This window comes from Haemophilus sp. SZY H56 (assembly GCF_054332415.1).
In genome coordinates, this window is record NZ_JBTGNX010000009.1 from 1 (window position 1) to 15,293 (window position 15,293).

The 15,293-nt window shown below is 39.0% G+C and carries 11 protein-coding genes; 5 read left to right on the plus strand and 6 right to left on the minus strand.

All coding sequences use genetic code 11. The features are described 5' to 3' along the window. Nucleotides 1-2,089 (minus strand): hypothetical protein (locus ACXVWP_RS07590; RefSeq protein ID WP_458473339.1); only part of this gene is annotated, 2,089 nt, incomplete at its 3' end. A gap of 76 nt (nucleotides 2,090-2,165) precedes the next feature. On the opposite strand from ACXVWP_RS07590, the gene ACXVWP_RS07595 reads away from it, so the two are divergent. The 3 genes from ACXVWP_RS07595 (at nucleotide 2,166) to ACXVWP_RS07605 (ending at nucleotide 5,877) form a co-directional block, all read left to right on the plus strand. Beyond that, a complete protein-coding gene (locus tag ACXVWP_RS07595) occupies nucleotides 2,166-2,717 on the plus strand; it encodes a YadA family autotransporter adhesin (RefSeq protein ID WP_289902393.1) in 552 nt (183 codons plus the stop codon). A gap of 131 nt (nucleotides 2,718-2,848) precedes the next feature. After that, on the plus strand, nucleotides 2,849-3,985 hold the full coding sequence (locus ACXVWP_RS07600) for a DUF2827 family protein (RefSeq protein ID WP_049356931.1): 1,137 nt from the start codon (nucleotides 2,849-2,851) through the stop codon (nucleotides 3,983-3,985). An 11-nt stretch (nucleotides 3,986-3,996) separates the two neighbouring features. Continuing rightward, nucleotides 3,997-5,877 carry a glycosyltransferase gene (locus tag ACXVWP_RS07605; protein ID WP_289902394.1) on the plus strand — a complete coding sequence of 627 codons (1,881 nt, stop codon included), beginning with the start codon at nucleotides 3,997-3,999 and terminating at the stop codon, nucleotides 5,875-5,877. Nucleotides 5,878-5,959: 82 nt separating this feature from the next. On the opposite strand, the gene ACXVWP_RS07610 is transcribed toward ACXVWP_RS07605, so the two are convergent. From ACXVWP_RS07610 to malQ, 4 genes are read right to left on the minus strand one after another with little or no spacing between them, the layout of a single operon-like run. Next, nucleotides 5,960-7,624 (minus strand): PTS transporter subunit IIBC, encoded by a 1,665-nt coding sequence (locus ACXVWP_RS07610; RefSeq protein ID WP_289902395.1) that lies wholly within the window; start codon nucleotides 7,622-7,624, stop codon nucleotides 5,960-5,962. Nucleotides 7,625-7,634: 10 nt separating this feature from the next. After that, entirely contained in the window at nucleotides 7,635-8,426 is a 792-nt protein-coding gene (locus ACXVWP_RS07615) for an endonuclease/exonuclease/phosphatase family protein (RefSeq protein ID WP_289902396.1), read from the minus strand. A gap of 11 nt (nucleotides 8,427-8,437) precedes the next feature. Then, entirely contained in the window at nucleotides 8,438-10,705 is a 2,268-nt protein-coding gene (gene glgP / locus ACXVWP_RS07620) for a glycogen/starch/alpha-glucan family phosphorylase (RefSeq protein ID WP_289902397.1), read from the minus strand. Next, the gene (gene malQ, locus ACXVWP_RS07625; RefSeq protein WP_289902398.1) at nucleotides 10,692-12,212 is read right to left on the minus strand and encodes a 4-alpha-glucanotransferase; all 1,521 of its coding nucleotides are present in this window, start codon (nucleotides 12,210-12,212) and stop codon (nucleotides 10,692-10,694) included. The genes glgP and malQ overlap by 14 nt, the downstream gene beginning before the upstream one ends. A 195-nt stretch (nucleotides 12,213-12,407) precedes the next feature. Here malQ and ACXVWP_RS07630 point away from each other — a divergent pair, with 195 nt between their 5' ends. Next, nucleotides 12,408-13,121: a UTRA domain-containing protein gene (locus ACXVWP_RS07630; protein ID WP_128787886.1), complete on the plus strand. Its 714-nt coding sequence runs from the start codon at nucleotides 12,408-12,410 to the stop codon at nucleotides 13,119-13,121. A gap of 118 nt (nucleotides 13,122-13,239) precedes the next feature. Here ACXVWP_RS07630 and ACXVWP_RS07635 read toward each other — a convergent pair whose 3' ends face one another. Then, complete coding sequence (locus ACXVWP_RS07635) at nucleotides 13,240-14,688, minus strand: aminoacyl-histidine dipeptidase (protein WP_289902399.1); 1,449 nt, start codon at nucleotides 14,686-14,688, stop codon at nucleotides 13,240-13,242. A gap of 112 nt (nucleotides 14,689-14,800) precedes the next feature. On the opposite strand from ACXVWP_RS07635, the gene gpt reads away from it, so the two are divergent. After that, nucleotides 14,801-15,259: a xanthine phosphoribosyltransferase gene (gene gpt / locus ACXVWP_RS07640; protein WP_049356918.1), complete on the plus strand. Its 459-nt coding sequence runs from the start codon at nucleotides 14,801-14,803 to the stop codon at nucleotides 15,257-15,259. The last annotated feature ends 34 nt before the right edge of the window (nucleotides 15,260-15,293 follow it).

Consider the following 15,293-nt stretch of genomic DNA (forward strand, 5'->3'; position numbering starts at 1 on the left):
CAGCAGACTCTTCTGCATCAGCAGCATCTAACAGTGCATCTGCAGCGGACAGTTCAGCTTCTGCAGCAAGCAATAGTGCAAGTTCAGCGGATAGTTCAGCTTCTGCAGCAAGCAACAGCGCAAGTGCAGCAGACTCTTCTGCATCAGCAGCATCTAACAGTGCATCTGCAGCGGACAGTTCAGCTTCTGCAGCAAGCAATAGTGCAAGTTCAGCGGATAGTTCAGCTTCTGCAGCAAGCAACAGCGCAAGTGCAGCAGACTCTTCTGCATCAGCAGCATCTAACAGTGCATCTGCAGCGGACAGTTCAGCTTCAGCAGCGTCTAACAGTGCATCTGCAGCAGATAGTTCAGCTTCGGCGGCGTCTAACAGCGCAAGCGCAGCAGACAGTTCAGCATCAGCAGCGTCTAACAGTGCAAGCGCAGCGGACAGTTCAGCGTCAGCGGCATCTAACAGTGCAAGTGCAGCGGACTCTTCTGCATCAGCTGCATCTAACAGTGCGTCAGCGGCAGACTCTTCTGCATCAGCAGCAAGCAACAGCGCAAGCGCAGCAGATAGTTCAGCTTCTGCGGCATCTAACAGTGCATCTGCAGCGGACAGCTCAGCATCAGCGGCAAGCAACAGCGCAAGTGCAGCAGACTCTTCTGCATCAGCAGCATCTAACAGTGCATCTGCAGCGGACAGTTCAGCTTCTGCAGCAAGCAATAGTGCAAGTTCAGCGGATAGTTCAGCTTCTGCAGCAAGCAATAGTGCAAGCGCAGCAGACTCTTCTGCATCAGCAGCATCTAACAGTGCATCTGCAGCGGATAGTTCAGCTTCTGCGGCATCTAACAGTGCATCTGCAGCGGACAGTTCAGCATCAGCGGCAAGCAACAGCGCAAGTGCAGCAGACTCTTCTGCATCAGCAGCATCTAACAGTGCATCTGCAGCGGACAGCTCAGCTTCAGCAGCGTCTAACAGTGCAAGCGCAGCGGACAGTTCAGCGTCAGCAGCATCTAATAGTGCAAGTGCAGCAGACTCTTCTGCATCAGCAGCATCTAACAGTGCATCTGCAGCGGACAGTTCAGCTTCTGCAGCAAGCAATAGTGCAAGTTCAGCGGATAGTTCAGCTTCTGCAGCGTCTAACAGCGCAAGTTCAGCAGATAGTTCAGCTTCTGCAGCAAGCAATAGCGCAAGCTCAGCAGACTCTTCAGCTTCAGCAGCATCTAACAGCGCATCTGCAGCGGACAGCTCAGCGTCAGCGGCATCTAACAGTGCAAGTGCAGCGGACTCTTCTGCATCAGCTGCATCTAACAGTGCATCTGCAGCGGACAGCTCAGCATCAGCGGCAAGCAACAGCGCAAGTGCAGCAGACTCTTCTGCATCAGCAGCATCTAACAGTGCATCTGCAGCGGACAGTTCAGCTTCTGCAGCAAGCAATAGTGCAAGTTCAGCGGATAGTTCAGCTTCTGCAGCAAGCAATAGTGCAAGTGCAGCGGACTCTTCTGCATCAGCTGCATCTAACAGCGCATCTGCAGCGGATAGTTCAGCTTCTGCGGCATCTAACAGTGCAAGCTCAGCAGACAGTTCAGCATCAGCAGCAAGTAACAGCGCATCTGCAGCGGATAGTTCAGCTTCTGCAGCAAGCAATAGTGCAAGTTCAGCGGATAGTTCAGCTTCTGCAGCAAGCAACAGCGCAAGTGCAGCAGACTCTTCTGCATCAGCAGCATCTAACAGTGCATCTGCAGCGGACAGTTCAGCTTCAGCAGCGTCTAACAGTGCAAGCGCAGCAGACTCTTCTGCATCAGCAGCATCTAATAGTGCAAGCGCAGCAGACAGTTCAGCATCAGCAGCAAGTAACAGCGCATCTGCAGCGGATAGTTCAGCTTCTGCGGCAAGCAATAGTGCAAGCGCAGCGGATAGTTCAGCATCAGCAGCATCTAATAGCGCATCTGCAGCGGACAGTTCAGCTTCAGCGGCATCTAACAGTGCAAGCTCAGCGGACTCTTCTGCATCAGCAGCGTCTAACAGCGCATCTTCAGCAGCATCTTCTGCCTCAATAGCAGAAAGCACGGCAAGACGTATTGAAGACGCAGGAATTGTTGATAGCAAAGGTCGTACGGCAATTGCAGCAGATAATACTAGTGATAGAAATAGTGCATCAGCGAAAGGTAAAGATGCGACAGCTATGGGGTATGGTTCAAATGCAAGTGGCGAAAATGCAACAGCTATTGGTAATAATGCGGAAGCATCAGGTAAAAACTCAACAGCATTAGGTCAAGATGCTAAAGCAACAGCAGAAAATGCAGTGGCGATTGGTCAGGGATCTGAGGCTCATGAGAAAGATACTGTATCTGTAGGACGCCAAAATCATGAACGTCGTATTACTAATGTTGCGAATCCTGTTCATGCGACTGATGCGGCAAATAAACAATATGTTGATAGTGCCGTGAGTTCGGTTCGTAATGATGTGAATTCAGTACGTAGTGATCTGAGAAAAACGGATAAGAAACTTCGTGGTGGTATTGCCGGTGCAACAGCTATTGCCAATATTCCACAAGTGACGCGTCCTGGTGCATCAATGGTTGGTGCTGGTGTTGGCAATTATAAAGGTCAAAGCGCAGTTGCCGTAGGTTATTCGAGAATGAGTGATAATAATAAGATTATCTTCAAAGTAACCGGTGGAGCAACAACTCAAGGTGATTATAATATTGGAGCCGGTATCGGTTACCAATGGTAATGAATTGATGCATTAAGTTGAAATGACTCAGGAAATTCCTGAGTCATTTTTATATGGCTTCAAGTATGATAAATAAAATACCTTAAAGTTTAACCGCTCTTTTTAGAGGATTTATATAACAAGGATATAACGTGAAAAAATATAAGATTGGGATTACTTTTAATTTAGAAGCGCAAGTTGCAGATATCTGGGCAAATGGCGCAAATCAAAATGTGATTCATCTTTATACACTATTTAAACATTCTGATATTGTGCAAGATGTTGTATTGGTTTCCTGGGGGCCTGAGAAGCGAACAACACCACCGAAAGGTTTTATGCTAGATAACCTTAACTTAAAATTTGCCTATATTGACGATGTGATTGATGAGTTGGATGTTCTTATTGAGGGATCATTAACCGTTGAACCGCCTCAAGTAACACGTATGCATGAACATGGTGGGAAAGTAGTCTGTTATAAAATGGGTAACGATTTTGTGATGGATATGGAATATTTTCTTTTTGATAAGAAAGCCGGTCGTGTATTTAATGGTACGATGTTTGATAAGGTATGGATGATTCCTCAGCATGAAAATACCTGTCGTTCTTATCTTTCAATTATGTATGACTGCGATTCTTATGTTGTACCAGCTATTTGGTCTCCAATATTTTGTGATCAAGTAATTGAACGATTAAAAAAAGATCATAATCTGGAGTTTGGTTATAAGCCAAATTTTGTTGAAAAAGGTAAGCGCATTGCTTCGTTTGAAGCTAATATGAATATTGTAAAAACGAGCTTTATTCCGATTTTAATTTGTGAACAGGCATACCGAACTGATCCAAGTAAAATTAAGCATTTTTATGCTTGTAATACTTATCATAAAAAAGATAACCCGACATTTTTTAACTTTATCGGTAGAACACAAATTGTAGGAAAAGGAATAATGACTGTTGAAGGTCGTTATCAGATGCCAGATTTTTTAACAAGATATGTTGATGTAGTACTCAGTCACCAATGGGAAAATGGATTAAATTATGCCTATAATGATGCATTGTACGGGGGATATCCATTCATTCACAATTCTAAATTATTACCGAAAGGTGTTGGCTATTACTATGATGAATTTGATGCTTTTAATGGCGCAAAAGTGCTATTAGATGTGATCGAGAATCATGATAAAAATCATGTTCAATATGTAAAACGCGCAAATGAGTATTTGGATTCTTTATTGCCCACTAACCCAGTTAATATATACCTATACGAGAAAGAATTAAAAAGATTATTTGAATAATAAGGTTTGTTATGTTTAAAGGCTATGTAATTAACTTAACCCGAAGTAAAGAAAGACTCTATAGATTTAATCAACATCCAGATGCAAAATTTTTTACGAGGCTAGAAGCAATCGATAAAAATGATTTTGAGCATATTTCGAATGTGGAAAATTTATTGTTTGATCAAACATTTGTTCAATCTCATTATCATAGAGCATCAGTGAGTTTAGGAGAAATCTGTTGTACCCTTTCACATATTAAAGCTTGGAAAATGATCGCTGAAGATCAATCACTTAATGATGACGATTTTGCTGTAGTCGCTGAAGATGACATTATCTTGGCACCTCGTTTTTCTTATTCCGTTCGTCAATTAATTGATAATATGAGAAAGAGTGAGTCGAATATTGTTCTTTTACATAAAATTGGCGGGCGAATTCCTTTTTGGAAAAGTGCAATTTCAACAGGTGATGAAGAAATTAAGCCAGTTGTGTTTTTAAATCATAATGAATATGACAATGACGGGGCATCACTTTATTTAATACGTAGATCATTTGCTAAAAAGATGACGGAAAAATGCCAAAGGATCAAACCATTTTGGTTGGCAGATATTTTTACCGCATTTTGTGAGAGTAATCATATTACGGTTGCAAATCCTTTATTAGGGTCGATTACAGAATGGAGCGATTCTTATATTTGGGATAGAGATTTACCTAATAAAAAGAAAAAGATTTTGTTTGTTCATCAATCATTGATCATTGGTGGAGCAGAAACGATTCTGTTAAATTACTTAAAGATACTGGCATTAAATCCCAATTATGAGGTTGAACTACTTCTTTTAAATGAAGCACCTATATCAAGAATTAATTCGCTAATTCCAGATTCCGTGAAAGTTTCCTTTATTCTAACGGAAGTAGAGTCTGAGTTTAATATTTTTTTATATTGGAAATTACAAGATCAATTAACAGAAAAAGAGAGACATTATTTCTCTAGTTGGCAAAACGGAATAAAGATAAGAACAAATAATGCGATCTTAGATTTTTTAACCCAAAATCATTTTGACATTATTGTGAATTTTAATCAGCATTTAGATGATTTTCTTTCTCAATACGATGTATCAAGTAAAATTATTCGTTGGGTACATATTAAAGATGATCTTGATCGATATCGAGAGAATGCCACACAGTATTATCCTATTTTGGCTAAACATTGTGCCGCAATTACAATTTCTCATGATATGGATCATTTGGCCAAAATTTCTTTTGCTAAAATGAATTTAGCATTACCAACTCAGATGATTTATAACCCTGTAGATAATTTTAGAATTTGTCGCTTGGCCGAGGAAATCAATCCAGAGGATAAAGCCTTATTTGCACAACCTTTTATTCTTTCGGTAGCAAGGTTATTCGAATATAAAAATCATTTACAGATGTTGGATATTTATGCTGAGTTAAAAAAACGTGGCTGTAAAGAAAAACTTTATATTATCGGTAAAGGGCATGAACATATCGAAGCACAATTAGTAGACAAAATTCATCACTTAGGTTTACAAGATGATTGCTTGTTATTAGGAAGCCGTGATAATCCTTTTCCGTTTATGAAGCATGCGAAGTTATTTATGCATACTTCTCGTTTAGAAGGGCTTCCGACAGTATTTATTGAAAGTATGATATGTGGTACACCAATCATTGCTTTTGATTGCCCAACAGGTCCGAGAGAAATATTAAATGATGGTAAATTTGGTATGTTAATACCATTAGGTGATGAGAAAGCGTTTATTGAACAAGCTTATCAATTTTTAACGAATGATATCATCAGTACCGCTTATCGAAAGAAATTAATTGAGGCGGTCAAGCCATTTATGTTTGAGTCGGTATCTAAACAATTTTTTGCATTTCTTAAAACAATTGAGTAGCACTGTCCTTATTGTTGCTATGGGTGATTAGTCGATTATCCCCACTTTTGAAAGCGGGGATAAAATCAATATTTAAGTAGAATTACATTTTAGGAATGTTAATGCCTGATGAAAGCACGTCTTGAATATCCGATTTTAAAACATCTGCTTTTGGCCCATAAATCGCTTGGATACCAGAGCCTTTCACGATAAAGCCCATTGCGCCCGCTTGTTTCCAGCTTGCTTTATCACCCACTAAGTCTGGGTTATGTACGGTAATACGTAAACGTGTCATACAAGCATCAACATCTGCGATGTTATTACGTCCACCAAGTAAGTTGATGATTTGAATAACTTGCGCGCTAGCATTTGCCACTTTTGGCTCATCGCTAGAAGCTTCATCTGAACCTTTTGCATCATAGTTACCATTACGGCCTGCTGTGGCAAGATTAAATTTCTTAATCATAAAGTTCGCGATAAAGAACATAGCAACGGCAAATAGGATAGATACCCAAATAAAGTTGATTACATCCATACCAATGCCGGCTTTAATCGCCATTGGTGTACGGGTTAAGAACTCAATGTTACCGAAGGAATGCACACGTAAGTCCACGATATCTGCCATGGCAAAAGCAGAACCTTGTACTAACGCATAAACAATATAAAGTGGTAATGCGACAAACATAAACATGTATTCGATTGGCTCTGTTACCCCTGTTAAGAACACCGCAAGTGCTGATGAAAGGAAAATACCTTTATAGAGTTTTTTCTTATCTTCATCTACGTTGATATACATCGCAAGTGTCAAACCCATTAAGATACCGCTTGAACCAATCATTTGCCCTACTTTGAATCGAGCGGGTGTCACGGTTGAAAGTAGCTCGTTATATTGGGTTACATTACCCGCATCTTTAAGGTTAATTAAGTCAGAAATCCATGCAAGCCATAGCGGGTCTTGACCAAATACTTGTTTACCTTGTTGTACACCTGTTAAGAATTCATAAGTACCCCCTAATGACGTATAATTCATTGGGATAGTCAACATGTGGTGTAAACCAAACGGAAGTAATAGACGCTCTAAGGTACCATAAATAAATGGTGCTAAGATTGGCGCTGAGTTTTGTGAATTAGCAATCCATTGACCGAAATGGTTAATTCCGGTTTGGACTAAAGGCCAGAATAGCGATAAGACGATAGCGACTAATACAGAACGATAAATAACAACGAAAGGAACAAAACGTTTACCATTAAAGAAGGTGAGTACTTCAGGTAACTTACGGAAATTGTAGTAACTATTGAAGGTTGTTGCCCCCACAAAACCCGCAATAATACCGACGAAAACCCCCATATTCAATGCAGGTTGCCCTAGAATATTCACAAAGTAATGTGCAACTGGGATTTCGCCTGCAAATACGGTATTTACGTGTGCATTTGGATCCGCTAGCATTTCAAGTTTCACACCGAAAAAGTTACCAGTGATTAAGTTAATTAAAATGAAAGCAAGACCCGCTGCAAATGCGCCACCTGCACGCTCATTTGCCCAGCTACCACCAATCGCTAAAGCAAATAATAAATGAAGGTTACCGATAATCCCCCAACCAATTTGAGCGATAATGTTTCCGACACGTACTAGCCATTCTGTGTCACTAATCAAAGGCAGTGAGTTGCCAATACTCACCATTAAACCTGCTGCTGGCATAACGGCAATCACCACCATTAGGCATTTACCGAATTTTTGCCAAAACTCAAAACTGAGCATTTTTTTCATATCTATTCTCCTACAAGATGAGAGCTACTTCTACGCCAAAATGGTCGGAAACAATCGGTTTATTTTTTCCATTAAAAATAACCTGACTGGATAAAACCCTTTTTGCTTGGTTTAAAAAAAAATAATCTAATCGCTTTTCTTGACTATGGCCTTTCCAGCCATCAATCGCTTTCTCTACAGTGATGCCGCTATCCTTTTGCTCTGCCATTTCAAACGTATCAAATAAACCTAAGGATTTAATTTGTTGATAAGCTTGCTGATCGCTTATTGCATCGGTATTAAAATCGCCCATCAAGATTTTAAGATTCGCACTTTGACTCCGTTCTACAATATAACGAACATTATCGAGTTGGTTTTCCCCATCGCAATTTGGCAAATTGATATGGCAAGAATAACATTCAATTAACTGACCTTGATATTCCACCGTCAAACCAATGATTTTACGCGAGAGAATCGAGTCAATACGTTGATGTTGGCTACAATAAAATGCATCAACATCATAGACAGGCAAACGGGTTAAAAACGCAATGCCTTCATCATATTTATCGTAACCAATATGCGAATTGCTCCAAAAAAACGAATATTTTTGTGCAACGCGTTGATTGATTTTATTCAACAGAATGACACCATAGTTATCTTGCTTTAATGTCGGCGAAATAGCAGGAGCCGACATCAATTGATTAACCTCTTGTAAGGCGATAATGTCATAGCCCTTTTCCACAATCGTCTCAGCAAGAATCTCTATTTTTTCCGCTTGGTTAGCTTCTAACCAAGCGTGTACATTCAGGGTAAGTAGTTTCATTGCTTTCCCCCTTAGCCCTCACAATGCCAGATGTCTGCATTATATTGAGCGATAGTGCGATCTGATGAGAAGAAGCCCGCTTTTGCGATATTGTGAACCACTTTCTCATTCCAGCTATCTTGATCTTCATAATCAGCTAAGATTTGTTCTTTCGCTTCGACATAAGCATTAAAGTCAATTAACGTCATAAACCAGTCTTTATTCAATAATTCGTTATAAAGACGTTCTAAACGTGTTTTGTTCCCTAATTTCACCACGGCAGGATTTAGAATAAAATCGACCGCTCTTTTAATCTCTTTGTCGTTTTCATAATACGCTTTTGAAACATAACCCGCTGTTTCATAAAGTTTAATAATGCTTTCTGAATCTTTACCGAAAGTATAGATATTTTCAGTGCCTGCTAATTCTGCAATTTCAACATTAGCACCATCCATTGTGCCTAGTGTTAACGCGCCATTCAGCATAAACTTCATATTCCCTGTGCCAGAAGCTTCTTTAGAGGCAAGTGAAATTTGTTCTGAAATATCGGTTGCAGGAATCAGCTTTTCCGCCACGCTCACATTATAGTTTTCCACTAAATGCACGTTTAAATACTTGTTCACTTCAGGATCATTATTGATTAACTCAGATAAACAAAGAATTAAGTGAATAATATCCTGAGCAATAATATAAGCAGGTGCAGCTTTTCCACCGAAAATCACGGTAATTTTACGTTTTGGTAATTTACCTGCTTTAATTTCTAAGTATTTATGAATCACGTAAAGTGCATTCATTTGTTGGCGTTTATATTCATGGAAACGCTTAATTTGCGTATCAATGATTGAATTTTCATCTAAATCAATACCTTTATTTTCTTTAAGGTAGGTTTTTAATGCCAATTTGTTTTCAAACTTAATTTTCGCTAATTGTTGGTGAACCTTTTTATCATCTTTAAAGGCTAACAATTTTTCTAATTTCGTTGCATCATGCAAATACTCATCACCAATCAATTCTTTAATATAAGCCGCTAATGGTTGGTTAGAAAACTCTAACCAACGGCGGAATGTAATACCGTTTGTCTTATTATTGAATTTTTCAGGATATAACGCATAGAACGCTTTAAGCTCTGAATTTTTCAAAATCTCCGTATGTAATGCCGCCACACCATTCACAGAATTTGAAAAGTGGATGTCCATGTGCGCCATATGCACACGTTTTTGTTTATCAATAATTTGTACGGCTGGATCTTGATATTCCGCACGCACTAATTCATCTAATTTTTTAATGATCACCACTAAATGTGGCACCACTTCATCGAGATAATCGAGTGGCCATTTCTCTAGCGCTTCAGCCAAAATCGTATGGTTGGTATAGCCCACCATATTACGTACAATTTCAACCGCTTCTGCAAATTTAATCTGATGTTTTTCCATTAATAAGCGAATTAATTCAGGAATCACCATTGAAGGGTGTGTATCATTGATCTGTACATAGGCATAATCGGCTAGATCATGTAAATTACTGCCACGAGCAATCGCTTCATCAATTAATAACTGTGCCGCATTTGATACCATAAAGTATTGTTGATAAATACGCAGTAATTCCCCATTTTTATCTGAATCATCTGGATAAAGGAATAAAGTCAGATTTTCTTCAATCGCAGTTTTATCAAACTCAATCCCTTTTTTAATCAATTTTGAATTTACTGATTGAATATCAAATAAATTGAGATAGTTTTTCGTCTCTTTCTTATAACCTAAAATATCAATGCGATCTAATTTAGAGGTTAACGTAAATTTCTTAAATGGTACTTCATAGCTAATATCTGTTGGAATTAACCAAGAGTTATCCTCAATCCAATCATTAGGCTCGGCATGTTGTTCATTCTTTTTAAAGACTTGTTTAAATAAGCCATAATGATAATTTAAACCGACCCCTTCCGCATTTAATCCAAGCGTAGACATGGAATCAATAAAACAAGAAGCCAAACGCCCTAAACCACCATTTCCTAAAGACGGTTCTGGCTCAATATCTTCAATATGACTTAATGATTTACCCGCACTTGCTAATTCCGTTTTGATGTCTTGATACACACCAAGGTTAATCAGGTTATTAGAAAGTAATTTACCAATTAAGAATTCTGCAGAAATATAATAAACCTTACGTTTACCTGTGTTTTTAGGTTTATCTGCTGAGAGTGTTTTTACGTAATTTAATAATTGAATATAAGTTTCTTTATCGCTTAATTGTTCAAGCGATTTATTGGTTTCGTTTTTTACAAATGTACTAAATTTCATCATTATGTTTTTCCTGATTCACACGTTGATATAACGTGGTCATTTTTGCTAAAAAGTCTTTTTTATCTTGTGTTAAATCTGATTGTTGCATTCTCCATTGCCAGTTTCCACCAATTGTTGAAGGAACATTCATTCTTGAGCTCGCAGGCAAGTCTAAAACATCTTGCATTGTGGCAATCGCCGTATTGCTCACCGTCGCAAAAAGCTGACGAATCATTGCTTGGCAAATGGATTCATCCTCACGGCGGTGGGTATAATCATTAATATATTGCTGCTGTTGTTCAGTCAGGCTGTTATACCAACCATTAGTCACATCATTATCATGTGTGCCGGTATAAACAATGGAATGTGGAATGCAATAGTGCGGGCTATCTAAGCTTTTTCCGCTAACATCTTCAAAGCCAAATTGTAGGATCTTCATACCTGGGTAATGACAATCTGCAAGCAGTTTTCTGGCTTTATCATCAATATTACCTAAATCTTCGGCAATAATCGGTAAATCGCCTAGTTGCTCTTTAACGGCTTTAAATAAGTCATAACCAGGGCCTGGCTGCCAGCTACCATCTTTAGCAACCTCTGCTTTTCCGTCCACTTGCCAATAATCAGAGAAACCTTTGAAATGGTCGATACGCAGTACATCATAAATCTTGAAGCTTTCTTCAATACGGTGAATCCACCAAGTGTAGCCTTGTTTTTTATGCACTTCCCAATCGTAAAGCGGGTTACCCCAAAGCTGCCCAGTTGCACTGAACTGATCAGCTGGAACCCCGGCAACAAAAAGCGGATTGCGTTCTTTATCTAATTGGAAAAGTTCTGGTTTGGTCCAAACTTCTACGCTATCTGCTGCCACATAAATTGGCATATCACCGATAATCTGAATACCTTTTTGATTCGCATAATGTTTTAATTCGCCCCATTGTTTAAAGAAGAAATATTGCGTCACTTTGAAGTACTGAATTTGATCCGATAACATCGTGCGATATTTTTCTAGCGTGTTTGGATCACGCGCCACGACTTTTTTATCATCCCATTTTTGCAACGCTTGGTTACCAAAATGTTCTTTAATAGCCATAAACTCAGCAAAATCGTCTAACCACAAGCGGTTGTTTTTTTCAAAATTTTGGAAATCCGCTTGGAATGATTGATTCGCTAAAAAATTTTTCACGGCGATTTCTAAAATTGGACGGCGCGCATAGAAGATGCGTTCATAATCCACGTTAGTTGGATCATCACCAAAATTGACTGATGTATAATTAGCTTTCTTCAACAAGCCCATTTGAGTTAATAAGTCAAAATCAATAAGGTGAGTATTGCCTGCAATCGCAGAAAAAGATTGATAAGGAGAATCTCCATAACTGGTGGTGGTAAGTGGAAGAATTTGCCAATAAGTTTGTTTAGTTTCAACTAAAAAATCGACAAAGTCATAAGCAGATTGCCCAAAACTACCAATCCCAAATGCATTTGGTAGAGAAGTAATGTGCATAAGAACACCACTTGAACGAGTCAGCATAATATATCCTCTAGGAAGTCATGATTTTGGCTCATTCTAACCTAAACATATTTTAACGCAATAACTTTTACGTAAAAGTTTAAATCATTTTCGTAAAAGAGTGATATTTGTCACATTTTATACGTATAACATTTTGGGTTTTATGATATGCTATAGCTATACCTATGGAACGAATGGTAGATAAAAGGATTAAAAATGAGCAAGTACAAGAAGGTTTATAACGATATAAAAAGCCAAATTAACCATGGTAATTTTACACCGTTACAAGAGCTTCCTAGTGAAAATGAACTCATGCAGAGTTATGGTTTTTCTAAAGACACCATTCGAAAAGCGCTTTCTTTACTTGAAATTGATGGCTATATTCAAAAGCAACAAGGCCGAAATTCAATTGTTTTAGAGCATGACTTATCTAAGCCACAAATGCTTTCTGAAATTAAAACCGTTAGCGAATTAAACAGTGCCTCTACACACCAAGTAAAAACCACATTAACCAGCTTGTATATTGTGCAAGGTGAAGAAGAATTGATGGATATTTTTAACGTCAACGATCAGATCGATTTCTACCGCATTGCTCGTCTCCGTGAAATTGATGGTGAAGCGGTTGAGCATGAAGTGTCTTATTTTGATCGCCGTATCGTGCCGTTTATTAGCCGAGAAATCGCAGAACACTCTATTTATCACTATCTAGAAAACGAATTAAAATTAAAAATTAGCCACTCACAACGAAAAATTGTCTTTCGTTATGCAAATGAAGAAGAAAAAAATGCGATAAATCTTGATGAGTATGACATGGTCGTAAATGTGACGAGCACGACTTATTTGGCTGATGGTCGACCGTTTCAATATGGGAGTATTAGCTACCGACCAGATAAAATTGCGTTTATCTCAACCGCAAAACGACATGCATAATGTGTTTAGCTAGTTAGTGTTAAATACATTGAACTAGTGAAAAAAAACCGCTCCTTAATCAGCTGAAGCTTAGTTCAACCTTTGGGGAGCAGATAAGTATTCTGTTTTTGCTGAGAGATTATTTAATCTCCGCTAAAACTTTTGTGAGTAATTCCCAGTATGTTTGTACGGTTGAAATTTGGACTTTTTCATCTGGCGAATGCGCATTACGAATAGTAGGCCCCACAGAAATCATATCAATGTTCGGATAATGTTCTTTTAATAAGCCACATTCAAGACCCGCATGAATTACTTTAATCTCAGGCTCTTTGCCAAGCACTTCTGCATAATGTTTTTTCATTAAGGCTAAAATTGCCGTGTCGTTTACCGGTTTCCAACCCGGGTAAGAACCTGAGAATTCGACCGTTGCACCCGTGAGTTTGGCGAGTGAAGTTAAGGTTTCTTTTACATATTCTTTACCGCTTTCAATCAATGAGCGAATAAGAATCGTGCCTTTGATTTTATCTTCAAGGGTTTTTAATACACCAATGCTCAACGAGCTCTCCACGACATTTTTGATGACATCACTGTTGCGGATTACGCCATTTGGTAAGATGTTCAGCAAATTAATCACTTTTTGGGTGGTTTCAAGCGTGAAGGTTTGTTGTGGATTTTCAACTTGCTCAACGGTTAAGGTTAAGTTTGGTTCAGCGATAGCAAGCTCTTCTTTCAATAAAACGTCAAAATTCTTGACCGCGCTTTTTACGCTTTCTACATCATGATTGAAGCAAATGGTTGCGGCCGCTTCACGTGGAATCGCATTACGAATTGAACCGCCGCGAATTTCTGCAAGGGCAAAGTGCGGTTGATTTTGTGAAAGTTTTGCTAATAAGCGTGCCAATACTTTAATTGCATTCGCACGAGTGGTGTGAATATCACAACCAGAGTGACCACCACGTAAACCTTTTAAGTTAATTTGCAAAGTATGATTGAATGAATTGGTTTCACGGTGAACAGGTAGCTCAATATTAGCATTTACCCCACCAGCACAACCAATATAGATTTCACCGATTTCTTCGGTATCGGTATTAATTAAGATTTCTGATTTTAACCAGTTACGGCGAAGGTGTACGGCACCATCCATGCCGGTTTCTTCAGTCATGGTGAGTAACACCTCAAGTGGTGGATGTGCAATATCGGTACTTTCTAATACCGCTAAAGTGGACGCTAAACCGATGCCGTTATCTGCGCCAAGTGTGGTGCCTTGTGCTTTTACCCAATCCCCATCAATATAAGGACGAATTGGGTCTTGAACGAAGTTATGTGGATTGCCTTCATTCGCTTGCGGAACCATATCTAAATGTGCTTGTAACACAACAGGTTGGCTGTTTTCCATACCTGCTGTGGCAGGTTTACGAATTAATACATTACCGGCTTCATCACGCTCGGCAAAAAATTGTTTTTCTTTCGCCCAGTTGACAATAAAGGTCGCGAGCGCATCTTCGTGATGAGAAGGATGCGGAATTGCACAAATTTGATCAAACCATTTCCAAAGTAATTGCGGTTGTAATGTGGTAATTGCTGACATAATGAACTCCTTTTTTCATTAAAATTTTTGCGGAAATCATAGCATAAAACGCCATTTCAGGTTATCATTCGCCACAATTTTTTATTTAGCGACAAAGTTTAAGGTATTTGTTATGAGCGAAAAATATGTTGTGACTTGGGATATGTTCCAAATGCATGCCCGCAAATTAGCGGAGCGTTTACTTCCTGCTACGCAATGGAAGGGAATTATAGCCGTAAGTCGTGGTGGCTTATTTCCTGCAGCGGTACTTGCTCGAGAATTAAATATTCGTTTTGTAGAGACGGTTTGTATTGCTAGCTACGATCATGATCAGCAAGGTGCATTAAATGTATTACATCGAGCAGAAGGTGATGGAGAGGGAATGATTGTGGTAGACGATTTAGTGGATACCGGAAATACCGCTCGTGCAATTCGTGAAATGTATCCGAAAGCAAAATTTGTAACAGTATTTGCCAAACCAGCCGGCGCAGAACTAGTAGATGACTACGTAATTGATATTCCACAAAATACTTGGATTGAACAACCTTGGGATTTAGGTTTAACTTTTGTACCACCATTGGCTAGAAAATAATCATAAATATAAGTTAAAATGCGGGGCTTGACCT

Excerpts from the sequence above, each read along its gene's own strand:
- ACXVWP_RS07595 (WP_289902393.1), top strand. The coding sequence starts at position 2,166 with ATGGGGTATGGTTCAAATGCAAGTGGCGAAAATGCAACAGCTATTGGT.
- ACXVWP_RS07605 (WP_289902394.1), top strand. The coding sequence starts at position 3,997 with ATGTTTAAAGGCTATGTAATTAACTTAACCCGAAGTAAAGAAAGACTC.
- ACXVWP_RS07610 (WP_289902395.1), bottom strand. The coding sequence starts at position 7,624 with ATGAAAAAAATGCTCAGTTTTGAGTTTTGGCAAAAATTCGGTAAATGC.
- ACXVWP_RS07615 (WP_289902396.1), bottom strand. The coding sequence starts at position 8,426 with ATGAAACTACTTACCCTGAATGTACACGCTTGGTTAGAAGCTAACCAA.
- glgP (WP_289902397.1), bottom strand. The coding sequence starts at position 10,705 with ATGATGAAATTTAGTACATTTGTAAAAAACGAAACCAATAAATCGCTT.
- malQ (WP_289902398.1), bottom strand. The coding sequence starts at position 12,212 with ATGCTGACTCGTTCAAGTGGTGTTCTTATGCACATTACTTCTCTACCA.
- ACXVWP_RS07630 (WP_128787886.1), top strand. The coding sequence starts at position 12,408 with ATGAGCAAGTACAAGAAGGTTTATAACGATATAAAAAGCCAAATTAAC.
- ACXVWP_RS07635 (WP_289902399.1), bottom strand. The coding sequence starts at position 14,688 with ATGTCAGCAATTACCACATTACAACCGCAATTACTTTGGAAATGGTTT.
- gpt (WP_049356918.1), top strand. The coding sequence starts at position 14,801 with ATGAGCGAAAAATATGTTGTGACTTGGGATATGTTCCAAATGCATGCC.